The following is a 19,068-nucleotide window of genomic DNA, read 5'->3' on the forward strand; positions in this document are numbered from 1 at the left end:
CGAAGAGCGTCATCGGCGCTATGCGCTGAACCGGCAGCAAAGAGCCGCAGAAAGACCTGATGGGAGCTTTCTGCGGCTTATCTTGCTTGATGGAATCCGGGATGGAGGCGGAAAGACGTCGCGGGCGGCGTATTATGACGCCGTGACTATGCGGTTCTTTCCGGAGCGCTTGCCCATGTACATGCGTTCGTCCGCCAGCTTGAACAGCGCCTCGCGACTGGAAGAAGGCGAGGTCTGCGCCACTTCGCTCAGGCAGGCGCATCCGATGGTAAAACTGAAGGGAATGATTTGTCCGTTGCCCAGCACGATGTTCTTCCGCATGGAGTTTGAGAGGGAAACAATGCGGTTGCAGAACGCTTCGTAGGTGCTGGCCATGGAAATGATGATGAATTCGTCGCCTCCGTAGCGGGTGATGAATTCATGGTGCTGATAGTCAAAGTATTTGAGCCAGAACTGACTGCAGCTTTTCAGCACTTCATCGCCGGTGTCGTGGCCATATCTGTCGTTGATGAGTTTGAAGCCGTCCATGTCAAGCATGGCAATGCATAGTTCCTGCTGCTGTTGTTCCGCTTCCTTCACATAGTTTTGAAAATACGTATCCATATAATGCCGGCTGTAGCAGCCGGTAAGCGGATCGCGGATAAGACGGGAATTTTCTTCCTGAAGACGGCGTATTTCAACAATAACGTGTTCATTGCGTCCGAGTCCGGAAATGTCCGTGAGCTCGGTAATCAGTTCCAGAGTGAACGTTTTTCCATCCAGAATGACATATCGTGCAATGACGATAAAAATATGTCCGTTTATGGATTCAAGTTTTGTGCATTGATCTTGAGAATCAATAACCTGTTTGGATATACAGTACTTGCAGCAGGTTTTGCGATTCCAGAAATGATAGCACAAGGTGTCCGCTTTCAGGTTGTCATCTTCAAAAAGATAGGCCTTGCAGTCGCTGGGAGAAACAAGACGAATAATCTTGAAAGTATTGCGAAGCGTTTTTACTTCTTTAACAAGTTCGTCAAAGGTATATATGTGTTTTACTGCCGGCTGCTGCATGACCATGTTCCCTTCGGTCTTGAGATGCTGCTGGAACGATGGCATACAAAATTTTTTCCGTCAATAAAAATGACAGGTAAATTTTTAATGATTTGCAGCAGATACCAGTTCTCCATCAGAGCATCTCCGTTTTTGTACACGGCTCTCAAGTCCATTCTTCCCATCCCGCAACGGGGCGGCACACACGGAGGATGCATGCTCAGGTCGTCTTTTTTCGATGTCTCAGCTCGGCGGAGAGAGGCTTAACAACAGCATTATAATGTGATAGATATATAAAATATCTGTAAAGAACTGTATAAACTTCGTGTGTTTGACATATAACATGAAGTATTTCATAAATATTTTTTTCTGAGGTCTTCGGAACGGGCTATCCGTGTCCGGCATGGACTGAAGACATGTTGTTCGGCCGTAGAGGAGCAACGATGGTTCAATCTTTCATACAGGCGCAACGGCCCGATACGCTGCTGATTGTTGACGACAATGAAATCAATCGGGAGATTCTCGAGCATATTTTTTCTTCGTTTTATCCGACGGAGCAGGCGGAAAACGGACGTGTCGGCCTCGACAAGATTTTATCCCGGCCGGAGAATTACTGCGCCATTCTTCTGGACGTGGTCATGCCGGAGATGGACGGCATACAGGTGCTTCATCGGCTGAAGGCCGAAGGGCTGATGGAAAAAATTCCCGTGTTCCTGATCACCGGAGAGGCCAGCGACGCCGTCATGAACGAGGCGTATCGTCTGGGCGTCATGGACGTCATCAGCAAGCCGGTGGTGCCCTACATCGTGCAGCGACGGGTGAACTCCGTGGTGGAACTGTTCCGCGCGAGAAAGATTCTCGGCAACAAGGTGGAACAGCAGCAGTCGGAACTGCTCAAGCAGGCGCAGAAGATCATACGTCTGAACGAGGGCATGATAGAATCGCTGGCTACGGCCATCGAATTCCGCAGCGGAGAATCCGGGGAGCACGTGCGCCGCATTCACGACATTACGCGGCACCTTCTGCGGCATACGGATCTCGGCGAAGGACTGACGGAGGTGGACATAGAGCATATTGCTCTGGCTTCCATCATGCACGACGTGGGCAAGATCGCCATTCCCGACGCCATACTGAACAAGCCCGGCAGACTCACGCCGGAAGAGTTTGAAATCATCAAGACGCATACCACGAAGGGCGCGGAGCTGCTGGAAAAAATTCCGCAGCTGCGCGAGCATGAATCCTATCGGTACGCCTACGACATCGCCCGTCATCACCATGAGCGCTGGGACGGCAGGGGCTACCCCGACGGGTTGAAGGGCGATGAGATTTCCATCTGGGCCCAGATTGTGGCCCTTGCGGACGTTTATGACGCTCTGGTGAGCAAGCGCTGCTACAAAACGGCCTTTGCCCGCCAGGAAGCGCTGGACATGATTCGCGACAACAAATGCGGAGTCTTCAATCCGCGGCTTCTGGACAGGTTCTTTGCCGAAGAGGAAAAGCTTGCCAGATTGTATCCCCGAAGAAGTGAGGAAAACTGACCATGGACGCGAACGTCAGAAACATGCTGATCGAGGGCGGAATCAACGTTGACGAAGTGCTTGAGCGCTGCATGGGCAGTGAAGCTCTGGTGGCCCGTCTGCTGAAGAAGTTTCCGGCAGACGGCAGCTACGGCAAGCTGTCGGAGGCCGTCGACAACGGCGACGAGGCGGCGGCGCTGGAAGCCTCCCACACGCTGAAGGGCGTATGCGGCAACCTGGCCGTGTCGGAACTGTTCGGCCTGCTCGACAGGCAGGTGCAGCTTCTGCGCGCGCACGACATGGCCGGAGCTGCGGCCGTCATGCCGGAGATCACCCGGACATATCAGGCTGCGGTTCAGGCTGTGGAGAAGGTGTTCAGCTGAGTTTAAAAGCACGCCTGTGAAACATTCCGTTGTCAAGCGGAGTGGCGGTTTTCCGGGAAGATGGGGAACACGCTGGTCTTCACAAGGAAACACACATGCGCTCCAGATTTTTTCCGTACGGAATATATTTTAATATCATTTTGTTTTTGCTGGTAGTGACGCTTTCCGGCCTGGGCATTCACGTCTTTCGGGACATTCTTCTCCGCAATGCCAGAACCACCGGAATGACGCTGGCCAGCAACTATGCCGCGGAAGAACGGAGCAATCTGGTCGTTTATGAAACGCTGCTGTCCTTCGGGACCACGTCCATCGACACGCGTCTCATGCAAGGCGACTCCAGATACATGATGACGTGGATGAAGATTTTCTTCGACCGGGTGCAGACCATCCTGGGCGAGAACGTCGTCAGTCCCTACATCATCCTTGACGGCGCCGTGGTGGATATGAAGGGCCATGTTCGAGAAGTGTTTTCCCCCGTGGAGCCTACGGAACAGGACTGGTACGCCAGAGCTGTGGAGTCTCCGGGAAAGACCATTTTTACCGACGTTTATAAGGATCCTGCCACGGGCATGCCCGTGGTTACCGTAGCCCGCAAATGTCTGCGCTCGAATGCCGTGCTGGTGTTCGACCTTTTTCCGTATAATTTCAAGTTTCACATCACACCGCAGCATAAAAACCGGCGTCATGCGTTTTTCGTTTGCGACGGCAATGGAACATTGCTGTATAAAAATACGGTATTTTCATATCAGGACGTCAAACTTCAGGCATATGTAAGTCTGCTTCTTCAAAAGATACGGAATGGAGACTTTGCATCTCATACCTCCTATGTCATTGGTCTGGACGGCAATAGACGTTCCGTTTATTATTCAAAGATGTCCAATGGCTGGTACACCATTGTCACGGTGCCTCATGAGGAAATACTGAAAGAGGCAGATCTTCTTTTGTGGCTTTTCGTCCTTTCGACGGGAATATTTCTGATAGTTCTTCTGGTTCATTCCTGGCGATACATAAGGGCAAACAGACTCATGGAGCGCGTCAACGAGACCGTGAGGGTGCTGGGCGATTCCTATTATGCCCTGTATCGCGTGAATTTTACCAGGGAAACGTATGAGACCATAAAGCCTTCCGAGGTGGTACAGCAGAAGCTGCCGCAGACGGGGCCGTACAGCGCGCTTTTGCAGGTGATCGTCGACGTCATCGAGCCGGACGCCCGTGAGGAGTATGCGCACAATTTTTCCTGTGAGAGCATCCGTTCGCTGGTGTCGCGAAGGGTTCGGGATTTCGGCGGGGATTTTCGGCGGCGCTTCGGCGAGGAATATCGCTGGGTCAGCATCAGGGTGCTTTTTGACGAAAAGCTCACGCCCGAAGAGGTGGTGCTCTGTTTCCGCGAGGTGGAGCAGGAAAAGCAGCAGCAGCTTCAGGAGAGAAAACTGCTTCAGGATTCGCTGGAAAGCGCACGGCGGAACGAGAAGGCCAAGCAGGCGTTTTTCAGCAACATGTCGCACGACATGCGGACGCCCATCAATGCCATTACGGGCCTCTCCGAACTGGCCGAACGCTTTCTGGACGACAAGGAAAAAGTCAGGGACTACCTTGCCAAAATCGGCTACTCCAGCCGTCAGCTGAAAAGCCTGATAGACGACATCCTCAACATGTCGCGCATGGAGCAGGGCAGAATGTCCATGAACAACAGAGTCATGGATCTGCGGGAGTGCCTCCGGGACTGTCTTGAAACCTATAAGGTGCAGGCCGACGCGGAACACAAGATTCTGAAGATTGATCTGAATATGGAACAGACGCAGGTTCTGGGAGATCCTGTGCGCATAGTGCAGCTTCTCAACAACTTGCTGTCCAACGCGTTCAAGTTCACCGCCGAGCACGGCGAGATCTCCGTGTCCGTTTCCCGCGCGGGAGAGAGCGAAGACAAGGACACCGTCAAATACCGCATAGTGGTGTCCGATACGGGAACGGGCATATCCAAAGACTTTCTGCCTCACATTTTTGAACCCTACACCAGAGAAGTCCGGTTCAGCGCGAAAAACGTGGCCGGCACAGGACTCGGCATGTCCATCACCAAGAATCTCGTGGAGCAGATGAACGGCGAGATAACGGTGGAAAGCGAGCTTTGCAGGGGCACGACGTTTACCATTGTGCTTCCGTTTGCGCTTGCCGGAATGGATTCGTCCCAGGACGCGGAGGCGAAGCCCGTGGATGAGCACCCCGAGCTTCTGCAGGGAAAGCGCATCCTGCTGGTTGAAGACAACATGGTGAACATGGAACTTGCAGCTGAAATGCTTGCCGTGCAGGGCATGGAGGTGTCGCAGGCGTGGAACGGAAAAGAAGCCGTGCAGGCGTTTGCCGATTCGGAACCTTTTTATTTCGACGCCGTGCTCATGGACATGCAGATGCCGGAAATGGACGGATGTGAGGCAACAAGGGCCATACGGGCGCTGGATCGGCCCGATGCCCGCAGCGTGCTCATCATAGCCGTGACGGCGAACGCCTTTGCCGAAGACATAGCCGCCACCACGGCTGCGGGCATGGATATGCACGTGGCCAAACCCATAGATTTTAAAAAACTGTTTCAGATTCTTCAGACAAGTTTTGCCGGGAGACATTGAGAAGCTCATGCACGGGCGGTTGTTATGAAAAAAGACACCAGGCTTTTTTTTCTGGCCAGCATCTTCTGCGCTGTTTTTTGCATAGGAATATTTGTGTGGGGCTCGCTGACCATGATCCGTCAGGGCGAGCAGGCCAGTCTGACGCTTGGTGAAATTTACATGAAGGCCATGAACTACCAGATGCAGCTTCATTTTCGCTCCATCATTGAGCTGAAAATCAAGCAGGTGGAAGGCATCGTGAACAAGACTCCCCCGGAAACGACCAGGGATCACAGCGAAAAAGCACGTCAGGAACTTCGTTCCAGCGCCGTACTGCGGGAATTTACGCATCTGGCCCTGTACGCGACCGACGGCACGGCCGAAGTCATTTTCGGCGAACCTGTTTCCGTCATGGATGAAGCCGCCTTTCTCCAGGCGTTGAACAGAGGAGAAAAGAATGTGGCTTCGGGCGTTACGGCTTCCGGCAGGGAACTTGTGATTCTCGGCGTTTCCGTAGGGTATCCCGTTTCGGAGGGGTATCCCATGAAGGACGGAAAGACCTGCACGGCGCTGGTGGTCGGTCTTCCGCTTGAGAGCATCAGCGACGCCATGTCTCTGAACTTGGACAAGTCCATGGTGTATTCGCACATCATCCGCAAGGACGGCAGTTTCGTCTTCCGCAATGTCGCCGTCAAGGCGGACAACTACTATACTTGGTTTGAGCAGGATGGACATTTTGAGGGCAAGACCGCCGAGGAGATGGTTGCCGATCTCAAAGACAGCATCCGGAAGGGCGCCGAGCATACCATGTTCATGACCGTCGATGGAGAACGCCATCACGTGCATTGTTCTCCGCTGCCGAATTCTTCGTGGTATCTGGTTACGGACATGCCGTACGGCGAGCTCGACAAGGTGGTGGAAGGCATGTGGAACGAGCGGTTTTTCACTGCTGTCAGCGCCGCGCTGCTGCTGCCGCTGCCCATTCTGGCGCTGTTTTTCTTTTATTCGAGAATTTCCAGAAGGCAGATTGCGGAACTTGAAAAGGCCAGAGCGGATGCCGACAGAGCCAGCAGGGCCAAAAGCGAGTTTCTTTCCAACATGAGCCACGACATCCGCACGCCCATGAACGCCATCGTGGGCATGACGGCCATCGCTTCGGCCAACGCCGAAAACTCCGTGCTCGTTCAGGATTGTCTGAGAAAAATCACGCTTTCCAGCCGTCATCTTCTCGGCCTCATCAACGACGTGCTGGACATGTCCAAAATAGAAAGCGGCAAGCTTTCCCTCAATATGGACGTGGTCTCTCTTCGCGAAGTGCTGGAAGGCATAGTCGGCATCGTGCAGCCGCAGATCAAGGCGAAGAAGCAGCAGTTCGACATACACATCCACAATATTCTGTCCGAGAACGTCTATTCGGACAGCGTGCGTCTCAGTCAGGTGCTTCTGAATCTTCTTTCCAACGCCCTGAAGTTCACGCCGCAGGGCGGCTCCATCCAGATAACGCTGTATCAGGAAGATTCGCCGCAGGGCGAATGGTTCGTGCGCACGCATATACTGGTGAAGGATACGGGCATAGGCATGACGCCGGAGTTCCAGAAGAGGATTTTTGAATCCTTTGCCCGTGAGGACAATGCCCGCGTGCATAAGATTGAAGGCACGGGACTCGGCATGTCCATCATGAAGTATATTGTGGATCAGATGAAGGGAACCATAGAGATTCACAGCGAGGTGGACAAGGGTTCGGAATTCCACATCACGCTGGATATGAAGAAGGTCAGCATGCAGAGCGAGCAGATGCGTCTTCCCGACTGGAACGTGCTGATCGTGGATGACGATGCGGAACTGTGCCGGACGGCGGCCGGAGCCCTGACCGAAATGGGTACGACCGTGGACTGGGCGCTGAGCGGTCGAGAGGCCGTCGTCATGGCCGAAGAGCGTCACCGTGAGGGTCGGGACTATCACGTGATTCTTCTCGACTGGAAAATGCCGGAAATGGACGGCCCCGCCACGGCCCGCAGGCTGCGTGAGATTCTGGGCAGTCAGGTGCCGGTGCTGCTGGTGTCGTCCTACGACTGGAGTGAAATAGAGCAGGAGGCGCGTCGCGCGGGGATTTCCGGATTTATTCCCAAGCCGCTCTTCAAGTCCACGCTGTTCCAGGGGATGAAGCCGTTCATGGACGTCGATGCAGGCCAGGTCGGCAGCGTGGACACGGGAATGGCGGATCTGGCCGGCAGGCGCATTCTGCTGGCGGAGGACAACGAACTGAACTGGGAAGTCGCCAGCGCCATTCTGGAAGAGTTCGGCTTCCTTCTGGACTGGGCCGAAAACGGCCAGGTGTGCGTGGACATGTTCGGCAAGTCGGAGCCCGGCTATTATGATCTGATTCTCATGGACGTCCGCATGCCGGTCATGAACGGCTACGAAGCCACCAGAGCGATTCGGGCCATGGACAGGACCGACGCCGACGTTCCCATCATCGCCATGACGGCCGACGCCTTTTCCGAAGACATTCATCAGTGTCTTGAAAGCGGCATGAACGCGCATGTGGCCAAGCCTTTGGACATCAAGGTGCTCATGCGGCTCATTCAGAAGTATATCCGGTAGGAAGCAGCCTCGAGAATGTCCCTCGCCTCCGGCGCGGAAGTTTGCGCCGGAGGCGTCGTTTTGTCGACGAGAGGCGACGCGGCACGAAGAGCCGCTTTTGGAAAAAGGCAATGATTTCGTCATGTCGGCTTCATGCTGCCGTCATGATTTCTTTCTATGTTTGCCCCGTACGCGATGTTTCCGCAGAAAAGACCCGTAGGAAACGTCGGAGCAGTTTCCCGGGGAAACTGCCATGCATCCTCGAAGAGGATGCTGCGCAAGGGGCGTGCGACCGCTGTCAGTTGCAGTGCGAATGCGCCTTGAAGCGTGTAGGTTTTGAGCCGTGACGGGCTCGGACCTTGTAACGTAAACCGCTCTCAAGGGGGCATACATGACCGTTGTCGGAAACAGGATGGTTCGTTTTCGCGTTGTTGCAACGCTGCTGCTGGCTCTTGTGGTTTCTGCCGTATGGCATACGGGAGCCTATGCGGATGTTGTGCAGATTGTTTATACTTCCGATCAGCATTACGGCATTTCCCGCAAGGCGTTCCGAGGCAGGAAGCAGGTTCCCGCGACGGAGGTCAATGCGGCGCTTGTGGCGTCCATCAACAAGCTGCCCGGGCTGGTGCTGCCGCCGGACGGCGGCGTGATGGCAGGCAAGCCCGTCGAGTGGATAGACTACGTCATTTCCACCGGCGACATCGCCAACAGAATGGAAGGCTCCAGGGAAAAGGCTCCCATGACGGCAACGGAATGCTGGAATGTCTTCATGGAACAGTACGGCAAGGGGATTGCCGTCAAGGACCGCAAGGGACAGCCCGCCGAGCTGCTCGCCGTGCCCGGCAACCACGATATGACCAACGCCGTGGGCTTCTTCCGCCCCATGTATCCCGAGAAGGACAACGGCGCGCTCCGCGCCATGCTGGAAAGATCCACGGGCAAAAAGGTGCCTGCCTCCTTTGATCCCTATGCGCAGCCTGTGGTGCTCAGCCGGGAAAAGGGCGGACTGCATCTTCTTCTCATGGGCATATGGCCGGACACCGCCAGCCGCGCCTGGATGGAAAAGGAATTGAAGAAGATGCCCGCAGGTCAGCCCGCGCTGCTCTTTACACATATGCCTCCGAATCTTACCGCCAACCGCCTGACCAATCCCAACGGTGACCACGGCCTTTCCGCGAAGGACGGCTTTGAAAACCTGACGCCGGACGTGTCGAGCGTGCGCAGCGTCAAGGAACGTCCTCTCCGCGAACATCGCGAGCTGGCGGATTTTCTCAAGGCGCATTCGGCCATTCGGGCGTATTTCCACGGGCATGAGAACTTCAACGAGTTCTATGACTGGCAGGGCCCGGATTACACGATTTCTCTGCCGACCTTCCGCGTGGATTCCCCAATGAAGGGCGACGTTTCCGCCGGAGATGAGACGGAGCTTTCCTTCCTGCTGATTTCCGCGGATACGGACACGGGAAAGATGACGGTTCGCGAAGTGCTGTGGAACACCAACGCATCCGATATGATGACCTGGGGTCAGACGCGCACGGTTTCCATCGCTGTGGATGAGGCAAAGAAGTAGTCTTCCGATCAGGAGCCGTTTTTTCAGGGCATGATCGTTCCATGCGGGCGATCATGTCCTTCGTGTTTAACGGCTTCTGGACCTTGTCCGCCGGCTGCGCCTGTTCGGGAAGACGCCGAAAAGCGAAGCGGACCTTGCCGGAAGGGAGCAGCGGCCGTTGATCCGCGGCAGTTTTCAGGGCGACGAGGTTGGAAATCGGCGTCCGCATGTTGAAAAAGGAAATCTCCCTGTACGGACGGGGAGATTTCCTTTTCGGCATTAATGGCGTTGTTGCAGGAAAGGGGGACAGTCTCGCGAAAGGCGAAGTCTGTTCTGCGACGTTGATCAGTCGGATGCAGAAGCCCGGGACATTTCATTGACGCGTTTTGCCAGCGCGCGTCCCCAGGGTCTGGAAATACAGTGGCTGCACAACTTGAGGCAGAGGCCGTTCCAGGCTTCTTCCGCCGCTTCCAGCGTGGATTCCTGCGGGCCGGACATGCCGCAGGTTCGACACCCGACGGAGTAGAACTTGCCCAGAACGTCGATGATGCCGATGTCGGTTGATGCACAGTAGGGACAGGCGTGCTTGGTCATGCTGTGAATCCTCAAATACATGGTGGAAGGAAAAGAGAGCGCGATTATATCCCAGAAAAGCGCGGTTGACGAGTGTAAAAAAAATCACGATTCACGCCGGGAAAAAGATTTGCTTCCGTTTTTTCTAAAAAAACTTACGGGAAAATCAGAGGGTTGTTCCGATGGCAGAACTGGCGGAAAAGAGCGGGACAACAGCGCGTCAATGTCTGCTTTACGCTGGAAAAAGCTGCTTTTGGAACATGTTTCGTGAGCATGGAAGCAGTTTCACATGACGGGAGCGCTCCGAAGAGAAGAGCGCAGGGCGAAGACGCGGGGAGGAGCAGAGCGGAGCAGTCTGCTCCTTGATAACGGCGCTGAGAAACGGAATGTTTCGACAACGGACCGCGCAGGTTGGAACATGATGTGCGAAGATAAAGGGAAAGCGGGCGTCCTGTATCGAGGGAGATTTTTTTTGTGCCATAGCTGGGGGATGTGTCTTCCGGTCGTCATGGCGGAGGCAAAAAAGGTCGAAGACTTCGTGCCGAAAAGAAGCTTGTTCAGGAAAACGCTAGACTTCTCTGGAAGATGACACGGCATCTGGAGAAAAACGCCGGAGCGGCAGGAACAGGTCATTTCTGTCCATGCACCTGTGGACGGTCCTCGTCATCGCGCTGGTTCGGATGATTTTTTCTGCTATCATTCGCAGCGGAAACAGGAAAAAGGCAGGAATTGCGGAGGAAAAATTTCCGACGGCATGCCCGCGGAGCATTCGCACTCTTGCCGATGTCGTTGAAGACGGCACGTCGGCGGCATGCGTCGCCCCGGAGGCCGCGAAAGGCGTCAACATCAATCATTGACCGAGGAGAGTTCATGGATCGCTTTGTTTACATACACGGATTTAATAGCAGTGCTCGGAGTCTTTCCGGTCAGAAGCTGAGCGATCTGCTGAACGCAAAAGTGATCTGCCCCGAGTACGACTATTCCCGACCGTTTTCTGAATGCATGGCTTCCATTCGGCGTCAGATTGTCGAAGCTGTGGACGAAAACAACGACAGAATATGCGTCATGGGCTCTTCTCTCGGCGGTTTTTATGCCCTGCAGCTGAGACTGCCGTCCATCATGCACGTCGTGGCATGGAATCCCGTGGTGTTTCCTGCGTTGCAGCTGGCGCAGTTTCTCGGCCGCAATACGCGCTTCAGCGACGGGCAGGAATGGGAGTTTACCCGAAACATCATGCTGAGCTACGCCCAGAGCCCCGATCCCCGTCCGTGGCGGAATGAAATGTGGTTTCGGGAAGCGCGTCGCGAGCGCGGCATGACGAATGACGCATCCTGCGAGAGGCTCAATCATGAGCGGGCGTTTTCGAGCTGCGCCGGAGAAAGAACGGCGATGTCGGCCGGGGCTTCGATCCTGCAGGATGGGCCAGACGTGCCTCGCCGGGACATTTTTCTCGGCGACAGCGACGACGTGCTGGATGCCGATCTCACGCGCGCCTTCTGGCAGCACAGCGCCGTGCTTCACGATATTGTTTCCGGGCATCAGATTGTTGACTACTCGCATGCCGAAGCCTTGCTGCAGAAAGGCAAGCTGCTGAACGACTTTTCGGACTGGGCGGCGGGCGAAGAATGGTGCGCGCCGTTTCTGAAAGGCGGAGCGTTCAGCATGGCCGCCTTTTTCGAGCCCGGGGAGGACATGGAAAACGTGCGCAGACTGCTCAGCGTGGCCGAGGCGGACTATCTGGAGCTGCACGGGGAGAAGAACGGGGCTCCGTGTGATTTCCTGGGCGTGTTTTTTTATCCGAGGCATGAGGCCAGAATGAAAAGACTGATCGCCGGTCTGGTGAGACATGGCGGAAAGAAGCGCTATCTGCTGCTCCGGGCCGACGGGCGTGTCTTGCGGCATCAGGTGGCGTCGAATTATCTGATGGACTCCGAAGTTCACGCGCGTCCTTCGGAGCGGAACGTGGCGGCGTTTCTTCGGAACGCGTTTCCGGGCTGGCAGGGAAAGACGCTGGAATGGCGCGAGCGCAGGAAGACAAGTTCCTTTAATCAGGCCGTGGCGCGTTCTCATTTTGCGGCGCTGTGGAGCAGGGAAGTCGATCCCGTGGAAGCCTTTGAACGCAGCGTTCATGCGGCGGATGGTCAGGAGGAGCAGGGAAATTGATCTGCATCTGAGTTGAAGGCCCCGCCACTACGCTTGATGCTTTGCCGGAAAAAGGCGCAGGTCGGATACGACGGGGTGATGTCGTCTGCCGGATGGACTGTGCGCTCGGCATGTGTCGGGAGCACAGTCTTTTTTTTACCGGCGCGGCGCGAAACGCTCAAAAAGCACGGTGTGCCGTCATACCCGTCAACAGGCAGGGGGGATTCTCTGTAGCATCTCAAGTCGGTCTGGACTATCATGAGCAGGCATGCCGCAGTATTCATGCTTCGGCGCGCAGCGCGTATCGGAGTCCCGGGGCGTTGTTGCTGCCCGCAGCATGATGGGCGGCGTCCGTTTTATGAGGAGAAACGCTGCCATGGCCATGATGATTCCGCCCAGTCCGCCCGAGGACGCCACCCTCGGAGAAAAGCGGCTTTACCGTCTTTTTGAAAAACTTCCCGTGCTTTTTACTGCCTGGATCAATCCTTCTCTTGATGGAGTCACGGCCGATCTCATTCTTTATGCGCCGAAGAACGGACTCATTGTCTTCGAGGTCAAGGACTGGACGCTGGATCAGGTGGTTTCGGCGGACAGAAACGAGGTTCAGCTTCGTGTCGGCTGGGAGGTGGTGAAAAGAACCTGTCCTCTCGGTCAGACACGGATGTACCTGAACCGTCTGAAAGCCATGTTTCAGCGACCGGGAGAGAAATTATTTCTGCTTCCGCTGCAGTGCGGCGTCGTGTTCCCAAACATGCGCCAAGCTGAATTTATGCATCGCCGGAGTCATGACGTGAGCATACAGGAGCTTGCCGACCCCGCAACCACGCTGTTCGGGGATGATCTTGACGCTCTGGAGCAGGCGCACGACAAAGGGGGCTTCTTTCAGCAGTTTCTTGACGTTCATTTTGCGCGGCCTTTTGCCTACGAGCACAGCGCCGGTCTTGTGCAGATCGTCAGGAAAAAACTGGGACAGAGCGTGATTGCAGCGCTTCCCGCCCGGGACTGGAAGCGGGAGGAAAAGACGCTTGTCGCACTTGACGAAGAACAGGAGCATCTGGCGCTTCAGCTGCCGGCTGGCCGACGTCTTCTTTGCGGTCCGGCGGGCAGCGGCAAGACGCTCGTTCTTGTCCGGCGGGCCGAGGAGCTTTTGAAAAAGGGCAAGGGCGGCTCCATACTGTTTTTATGCTATAATCATGCGTTTGCCGGATATCTTCGCAGACTGCTTTCGGAAAAGGGTGTTCCTCTCGGTCCGGAAGGCGTGGACGTCGTGCCGGTGTTCGATCTCATGGCCCGCATGCTCGGCGGTCGTCTGGAGGAGAAGGCGCATTCCGAATACTATGAGACGATAACGGATCTGGTGGTGGAAGAACTGGAAGCCGGAAGAGCGCTTCCCGGATCGTGGAGCGCCGTTCTTGTGGACGAAGCTCAGGATTTTTCCGCAAAGATGGTGCAGTTCGTCAAGCTGCTGCTTCCGCAGAGGGCCTCGCTGCTGGCGGCTATGGATGCGGATCAGCATTTGTACGAGAACAGCGCTCCCGAGGCCTGGCGTGATATTCCCGGTATAAAGACGTTCACGCTGAAAAAGCGCTATCGTTCCACGCGTCAGATCATGGCCTTTGCCGCAGACTGGCTTGATGCCGACGAGTATGTGTCCGACGAGACTCTCGGCGTTATGGAAGGAGAGATGCCGGAAGTCCGCCATGCTTCCGACAAGCAGGAAGCCGCCGCCTGGGCGGCCGCGGAACTGAACGAGCGGCGACGGTCCGGTTTTTCACAGGGGAATATGGCCGTGTTGTACGCCAAAACCGACGGAGACCTTCCGCAGCGGCTTTTGCGGGAGACGGCCCGGCTCGGCATGATGGCCGTATGGCCGGCGGAAGACACGAGGGCCAAGCGGCGATATGACATCACGGTGGATTCCGTCACGATATCGACCATTCACAGCATGAAGGGCATGGATTTTGCGCACGTGACGCTGATTTTGCCGCGCAGTCTGGCACAGGGGCGGGAAAAGTCGCTTTTGAAGGATATCCCGGCCCGGCGCGACGCGTGGGAAAAGAGAAGAAAACAGCCGGGACAGGACGATCCCAAGAGCCGACTGTTTCGCGCGCTTGTGTATGTCGGCATGACCCGCGCAAGGCAAAGCCTGTCGGTCATCTGGTATGAGGATGGGACGAAAACGGCGACGCCGGAAACCCGATAGACGTCCAGCCATTGGATGGTCGCCGCGATGCCGTAAGAGGGCTCGGTGCGGGTGGGGGAGGCATGGGCATGCGCGTGGCTGCGGCAGGGCGCTGTGGGCCGCATGCCGCGGCCTCGACACTTGCAGTGACGAAGCGTTTTTTCCGGCAGGGAAGACCGGCGTCAGGCTGCCTGACATGGGCCATGAAGGGGAAGAGTTTCAGGAATGCCGGGCCCTTGCCTGTATTGAAATGTCGTTGCAGAACGCGCTCCTGCAAAAAAATGCGGCATCACTCGCGTCGTTTCGGCCTGTTCCAAAGGTATGGGAAAGAGGGCCGGGGAGCCTGTGGCTTAGGGTTTCTTCAGCGAGACAAATAATTAAAGTATTCCTTTAAGTATAACGAAGCATGTCGATGCCTGGCGGGGAGAAAAACAGCGGCCGGTCATTGTTTTTTTGAAAAGCCCTGAAATTCCGTCAGGCAGAACGCATTTTCGGGGCGGTTGGCGGCAGGGACTTGCTTGACGAAAAATATTTTGATATCGAAATAAAAAACAGTGCAGGAGCGATCATGAAAAGTTATCCCGGTTTTTCCGTGTCCCCGTCGACGTCCCATACTCATCTGGAGAAGCGTCGCGTGGAACTGGCAAAGGGCGTATGGGCGTTTATCGGCTACAGTTCCTCGAACTTTGCGGCCATAGCATCGGAACACGGCTATATCATGGTGGATACGGGCGACAATGTGCCTCTGGTGCGTCAGGCTCGCAGGGAGATCGAACGTCTGACGGCGGGACGTCTTCAGGGAATCGTGCTGACGCACAGTCATCCCGATCATCGATGCGGGGGCTCCGTGTTTCTCGAAGGTGCGGGCGACGTGCCCATCTGGGGGCATTATGCCTTCGGCACGGAAGTGCGCGACGGTAAGGGGCTGGAAACGATACTTGGTCGGCGCACCCGTCGGCAGTTCGGCTTTGATATTCCGACGGCCATGTACACGCAAAACGCCATGCTTCCGCGTTTTGACGAAGAAGTTCCGGCCGTGCCGATTTCTCCCAACACGCCGGTGCAGGAAGGGCGCACGAAGCTTGACGTGGACGGCGTCACGCTGGAGCTGTACACGATTCCCACGGAGAGCGCAGACATGGTCGTAGTATGGCTGCCGGAACAGAAGGTGCTTTTCGGCGGCGACACGGCGTACGGCAGCTTTCCCAATCTTTATCCTTTGCGCGGCGGAGCATATCGGGATGTGGAGCGTTGGGCGCGCGGCGTGCGCAGACTTATGGATTTCCCTGCGCAGGCGCTGCTGTGCGGACACAATCTGGCGCTGTTTGGAGAGGAAATTTCTGATTTTCTGGAGCATTATGCGCAGGCTTTGGAATACGTTCATGCAGCGACCATTCGCGGCATGAATGAAGGCATGGGCGTTGATGAACTGGCAGCGACCATAGAGCTGCCTGAAGAGCTGCGGGACTATCCGTATTTGAAAGAATTTTATGGCGCCGTGCCGTGGGCGGTGCGAGCTGTTTTTGCCGCCAAGGTCGGCTGGTTTGACGGCAATCCCACGCATGTGATTCCCCTGACGACGCGCGAGGAGGCGGAAAGAATGGCGCGCCTGGCCGGAGGTGAGGAGAAGCTCATGATGGCGGCCCGCGCAGCACTGGCAGAAGGGGACTGGCGTTGGGCCTGCCGACTTGCGGACTGTCTGCTGACTCTTGGATCAGGGCATGAAGTCGAGCTTCTCAAGGCTGATGCCCTGGAAGCTCTCAGTCATGACATTCTGCCCATTACCGGCATTAATTATCTTCTCACCTGTGCCCTTGAGTTGAGAAAAAACTAAGAGCCGCGTTATCATGAGAGCATGTGAGAAGCGGCAGGCGCGATGGCTTCCCCTTTGGCGGCGTGGTGTCGCTGCGGCAGTGCCGATGACACATGCCTGTTGTTTTGATTGTCCATAGGGTAACATGTTCTGTCGCTGAATGATGCAAATTTTCAGTGAGAGAAAAAGACCATTCCATTCCGAGAGGCCGGGAAGGCAAGACGTCCTATACAGGGAAGCCTTTCCGCCTCTCGGAATTTGAAGTTAAAGAGCAGATGAGTTTTTTCGGTCTTCCGAGAGACGCCTGCCCATGCTGCCTGCGCCGGGGAATCCTTAGAAATCAGTTTTCATACGGGCTTCAGACGTATTTGAGGAAGAGTGCCTGCAACAGGTCAGATATTTTCATCTGGAGCCTGACCGTTGTGCGCCGGCCAACGGCATTCGGTAAGCTCCATGTGGCTGAATACTGCCCGGAAAGAGGAATCTTCCGGGCTGCAGGCATAGACGCCGAAACGAATATCATCCTTGGCGTCAAAGAGATGACAGATGCGCATTTGATGAAAGACGTTCCCGTCTTCAGAGCATTCGATGCAGAAGTCGTCTTCTCTGCGGCTCAGACGGTACCACATGGACTTTATGGTTGCGGGAATTTCGGTGGTGGCCCAGTCGGAATATCCTCGATTCGTGACGACGCTGCCGAGATGCTGAAAAAACTCATTTTCATACTCGACGGAAGCCTTCAGCCAGTTTTCGCTGTTCAGGTACAGCACTACGCCGCACTGATCAAAGCGATGCTTACTTTCGGTAAATTCGGTTTTTACCGTAAAGGAAAAGAATTTTTCTTTTGTGGACATCTGAAGAACGGGCGCATTGTCATTGCGGAAATGATAATAGGTCCGCTGCCATAAATCCGTATGCGGCTTTGTCGTTATTTCGATGCGATCCTGCGAGACCTCGTAGTGCAGAGGCTCTCTTGTCCATTTCAGAAGGGTGACGTCGAAGTTCATGTGCATGCCTCACAGTGAGGGAAAGAAGATTTTCTGTGTGAAATAAGGGGAACCAGCGAAAACACGACACTGTGCTTTCGACGAGGGACAGGATCCTGCTGATATCATCTGTTTAAAGGTAGCAGTGAGAGGACTTGTCGGCAAGTCTGGATGCCCGTCATGAACTGCGGTGCATTTCCGGCGGATGAGTGTCCTGCACCAGCTTTTTTTGGGGTATTTTGTCGGCAAAAATACTGTCTTTGGATACATTAATGTTTTGTAATTGAGAACAATTCTCGATTTTGACAAGATCACTGATGTTGGTGAGACGGGCGACGAAGGTCGCGGAATAGCCTGCTTTTGCGCTCATCATCATTTCTACAAAAATGGGAATCACACAAGTTTTTGAATAGTATTGTGAAGTTGAATACATACGTGAAAGCGCATGGCGGTAAGCGCTCTTTTTCGCGTTCGTGTTCTTTTACGAAGCGCTAAAACTGGTGAAGGTGATATTGCTCCGCATAAGCCGTGGACTCCCGGGCCTTGTCCAGAAGCCAGTTATGGAAGGCCCGCACTTTGGGACGCAGTATGCTCTTGTGCGTGGTGAGAATGTAATAGGTTTGCGGGGCAGGGAAGACAAGGTTGAAGGGCACGATGAGCTCCCCGTTATGCAGCGCTTCCCGGAGCAGCCATTCACGTCCCAGAGCCACGCCGAAGCCCTGCTTTGCGGCAATGATGGTCAGTTCCGCCCTGTCGAAGCTGTAGCCGGAATGGAGCGGCAGGCCCGTAATGCCGGCCCACTTGCTCCAGATTTCCCATCCCAGGTAGTAGGGGAGGTTTGCCGCATTCGATGCTTCATGTATCAGCGTGCAGTTTTTCAACTCTTCCAGATGTTCTATCAGATTGTGCTCCAGCGCGTATTCCTTGGTGCAGACGGGCATGAGCTTGTCGCTGAGCAAAGGCGTGGCGTGCAGTCCTGAGGATATGGATTCGCCGCAGTAGATGGTATAGAAGATCAACTTAGAAGAATACAGCGGCTTTTGATGCCATATCACAACCACTCATGCCACCGAAAGTTCATAATGACGGCTTCCAGCAGGACATTCATAGGCCACTCTCCAACATACACTTCAGTCCGCCAGCTTCAGGCATGACAGTCCCTTATATTCGCTTTTGCCGTTTACTCGGAAGGGCAGATTCCTCAGCGTGTCATGGTAGCGCCGGATATGCTCACGGGTAAGGTTGAGCAGGGAGATGTCCTTTCCATGCTCCAGTTCTTTGATGATGCCCGCAAACTGTCTGATCTGGGGCGGGATATCCTTGATGCTTCCTTTCGACCAGGTAAGTGATTTGCAGAGATATAGGCTTCCGCGGCCTCCGAGACGGTGGGAAGTCTTTTGACGCGCCTGTGACTGATGGAAGCGCTTTTTCGTGATTCCGAACTCGCAGGCTCGGAGGTTGCTCTGAACATCTTCGGAGCAGCCTCTGAGCGCGTGGTGGAAGTTGGCATGGGGCTGACTTCCACCCGCAATACGGGAGTACTGGAGTTTTCTTTTAACTGAGTCCTTTTTTCAGGCGCGTTTTTCTTTTCTCCTGTCTCCAATCCCGCCCCAGCTTCCTTCATGAACTTAGGCAGAGACAGAGTAAGAGCAGCAGGGGAAAGGTCTTCTTCACAGGCCGCAGTAAACCAGAACGTATCCAGCTTTCT

The 19,068-nt window shown here is 55.0% G+C and carries 15 protein-coding genes; 9 read left to right on the forward strand and 6 right to left on the reverse strand.

Translation table 11 applies throughout. The annotated features are described in order from the left end of the window. Nucleotides 1–132: 132 nt before the first annotated feature. Nucleotides 133–1,098, reverse strand: a complete 966-nt coding sequence (locus Q0K02_RS05595; protein WP_294485850.1) for a GGDEF domain-containing protein — start codon at nt 1,096–1,098, stop codon at nt 133–135. Between the two features lie 377 nt (nt 1,099–1,475). Here Q0K02_RS05595 and Q0K02_RS05600 point away from each other — a divergent pair, with 377 nt between their 5' ends. The 5 genes from Q0K02_RS05600 (at nt 1,476) to Q0K02_RS05620 (ending at nt 9,685) form a co-directional block, all read left to right on the forward strand. Next, nucleotides 1,476–2,570 (forward strand): HD domain-containing phosphohydrolase, encoded by a 1,095-nt coding sequence (locus Q0K02_RS05600; RefSeq protein ID WP_294485853.1) that lies wholly within the window; start codon nt 1,476–1,478, stop codon nt 2,568–2,570. Nucleotides 2,571–2,572: 2 nt separating this feature from the next. Next, a complete protein-coding gene (locus tag Q0K02_RS05605) occupies nt 2,573–2,932 on the forward strand; it encodes an Hpt domain-containing protein (protein WP_294485854.1) in 360 nt (119 codons plus the stop codon). 95 nt (nt 2,933–3,027) lie between these two features. After that, nucleotides 3,028–5,553: a hybrid sensor histidine kinase/response regulator gene (locus Q0K02_RS05610; RefSeq protein WP_294485856.1), complete on the forward strand. Its 2,526-nt coding sequence runs from the start codon at nt 3,028–3,030 to the stop codon at nt 5,551–5,553. A 93-nt stretch (nt 5,554–5,646) separates the two neighbouring features. Further along, complete coding sequence (locus Q0K02_RS05615; RefSeq protein WP_294485859.1) at nt 5,647–8,136, forward strand: response regulator; 2,490 nt, start codon at nt 5,647–5,649, stop codon at nt 8,134–8,136. A gap of 391 nt (nt 8,137–8,527) precedes the next feature. Further along, nucleotides 8,528–9,685, forward strand: coding sequence for a metallophosphoesterase (locus tag Q0K02_RS05620; protein WP_294485862.1), 1,158 nt, complete (start codon nt 8,528–8,530; stop codon nt 9,683–9,685). Between the two features lie 324 nt (nt 9,686–10,009). Here Q0K02_RS05620 and Q0K02_RS05625 read toward each other — a convergent pair whose 3' ends face one another. After that, nucleotides 10,010–10,258 carry a hypothetical protein gene (locus tag Q0K02_RS05625; protein ID WP_294485865.1) on the reverse strand — a complete coding sequence of 83 codons (249 nt, stop codon included), beginning with the start codon at nt 10,256–10,258 and terminating at the stop codon, nt 10,010–10,012. Between the two features lie 620 nt (nt 10,259–10,878). Between Q0K02_RS05625 and Q0K02_RS05630 the strand changes: the two genes are divergently transcribed. The 4 genes from Q0K02_RS05630 to Q0K02_RS05645 all read left to right on the forward strand — a co-directional run bounded on the left by Q0K02_RS05630 (nt 10,879) and on the right by Q0K02_RS05645 (nt 16,395). Beyond that, nucleotides 10,879–11,094 (forward strand): hypothetical protein, encoded by a 216-nt coding sequence (locus Q0K02_RS05630; protein ID WP_294485867.1) that lies wholly within the window; start codon nt 10,879–10,881, stop codon nt 11,092–11,094. Nucleotides 11,095–11,107: 13 nt separating this feature from the next. Beyond that, entirely contained in the window at nt 11,108–12,400 is a 1,293-nt protein-coding gene (locus Q0K02_RS05635; RefSeq protein WP_294485870.1) for a YqiA/YcfP family alpha/beta fold hydrolase, read from the forward strand. Between the two features lie 355 nt (nt 12,401–12,755). Further along, nucleotides 12,756–14,582: a 3'-5' exonuclease gene (locus tag Q0K02_RS05640; RefSeq protein ID WP_294485872.1), complete on the forward strand. Its 1,827-nt coding sequence runs from the start codon at nt 12,756–12,758 to the stop codon at nt 14,580–14,582. A gap of 493 nt (nt 14,583–15,075) precedes the next feature. Beyond that, nucleotides 15,076–16,395 (forward strand): alkyl/aryl-sulfatase, encoded by a 1,320-nt coding sequence (locus Q0K02_RS05645; RefSeq protein WP_294485875.1) that lies wholly within the window; start codon nt 15,076–15,078, stop codon nt 16,393–16,395. Nucleotides 16,396–16,766: 371 nt separating this feature from the next. Here Q0K02_RS05645 and Q0K02_RS05650 read toward each other — a convergent pair whose 3' ends face one another. From Q0K02_RS05650 to Q0K02_RS05665, 4 genes are all read right to left on the reverse strand, one after another. Further along, a complete protein-coding gene (locus tag Q0K02_RS05650) occupies nt 16,767–17,381 on the reverse strand; it encodes a DUF1349 domain-containing protein (RefSeq protein ID WP_294485877.1) in 615 nt (204 codons plus the stop codon). Between the two features lie 157 nt (nt 17,382–17,538). Beyond that, the gene (locus Q0K02_RS05655; RefSeq protein ID WP_294485880.1) at nt 17,539–17,757 is read right to left on the reverse strand and encodes a hypothetical protein; all 219 of its coding nucleotides are present in this window, start codon (nt 17,755–17,757) and stop codon (nt 17,539–17,541) included. A gap of 94 nt (nt 17,758–17,851) precedes the next feature. Next, the gene (locus Q0K02_RS05660; protein WP_294485882.1) at nt 17,852–18,415 is read right to left on the reverse strand and encodes a LysR substrate-binding domain-containing protein; all 564 of its coding nucleotides are present in this window, start codon (nt 18,413–18,415) and stop codon (nt 17,852–17,854) included. A 146-nt stretch (nt 18,416–18,561) separates the two neighbouring features. Then, a partial coding sequence (locus Q0K02_RS05665; RefSeq protein ID WP_294485885.1) for a hypothetical protein occupies nt 18,562–19,068 on the reverse strand: 507 nt, incomplete at its 5' end.

The organism is uncultured Mailhella sp. (assembly GCF_944324995.1).
Lineage (GTDB): Bacteria > Desulfobacterota > Desulfovibrionia > Desulfovibrionales > Desulfovibrionaceae > Mailhella.

Excerpts from the sequence above, each read along its gene's own strand:
- Q0K02_RS05595 (WP_294485850.1), bottom strand. The coding sequence starts at position 1,098 with ATGCCATCGTTCCAGCAGCATCTCAAGACCGAAGGGAACATGGTCATG.
- Q0K02_RS05610 (WP_294485856.1), top strand. The coding sequence starts at position 3,028 with ATGCGCTCCAGATTTTTTCCGTACGGAATATATTTTAATATCATTTTG.
- Q0K02_RS05625 (WP_294485865.1), bottom strand. The coding sequence starts at position 10,258 with ATGACCAAGCACGCCTGTCCCTACTGTGCATCAACCGACATCGGCATC.
- Q0K02_RS05600 (WP_294485853.1), top strand. The coding sequence starts at position 1,476 with ATGGTTCAATCTTTCATACAGGCGCAACGGCCCGATACGCTGCTGATT.
- Q0K02_RS05620 (WP_294485862.1), top strand. The coding sequence starts at position 8,528 with ATGGTTCGTTTTCGCGTTGTTGCAACGCTGCTGCTGGCTCTTGTGGTT.
- Q0K02_RS05650 (WP_294485877.1), bottom strand. The coding sequence starts at position 17,381 with ATGAACTTCGACGTCACCCTTCTGAAATGGACAAGAGAGCCTCTGCAC.
- Q0K02_RS05640 (WP_294485872.1), top strand. The coding sequence starts at position 12,756 with ATGGCCATGATGATTCCGCCCAGTCCGCCCGAGGACGCCACCCTCGGA.
- Q0K02_RS05630 (WP_294485867.1), top strand. The coding sequence starts at position 10,879 with ATGCACCTGTGGACGGTCCTCGTCATCGCGCTGGTTCGGATGATTTTT.
- Q0K02_RS05605 (WP_294485854.1), top strand. The coding sequence starts at position 2,573 with ATGGACGCGAACGTCAGAAACATGCTGATCGAGGGCGGAATCAACGTT.
- Q0K02_RS05635 (WP_294485870.1), top strand. The coding sequence starts at position 11,108 with ATGGATCGCTTTGTTTACATACACGGATTTAATAGCAGTGCTCGGAGT.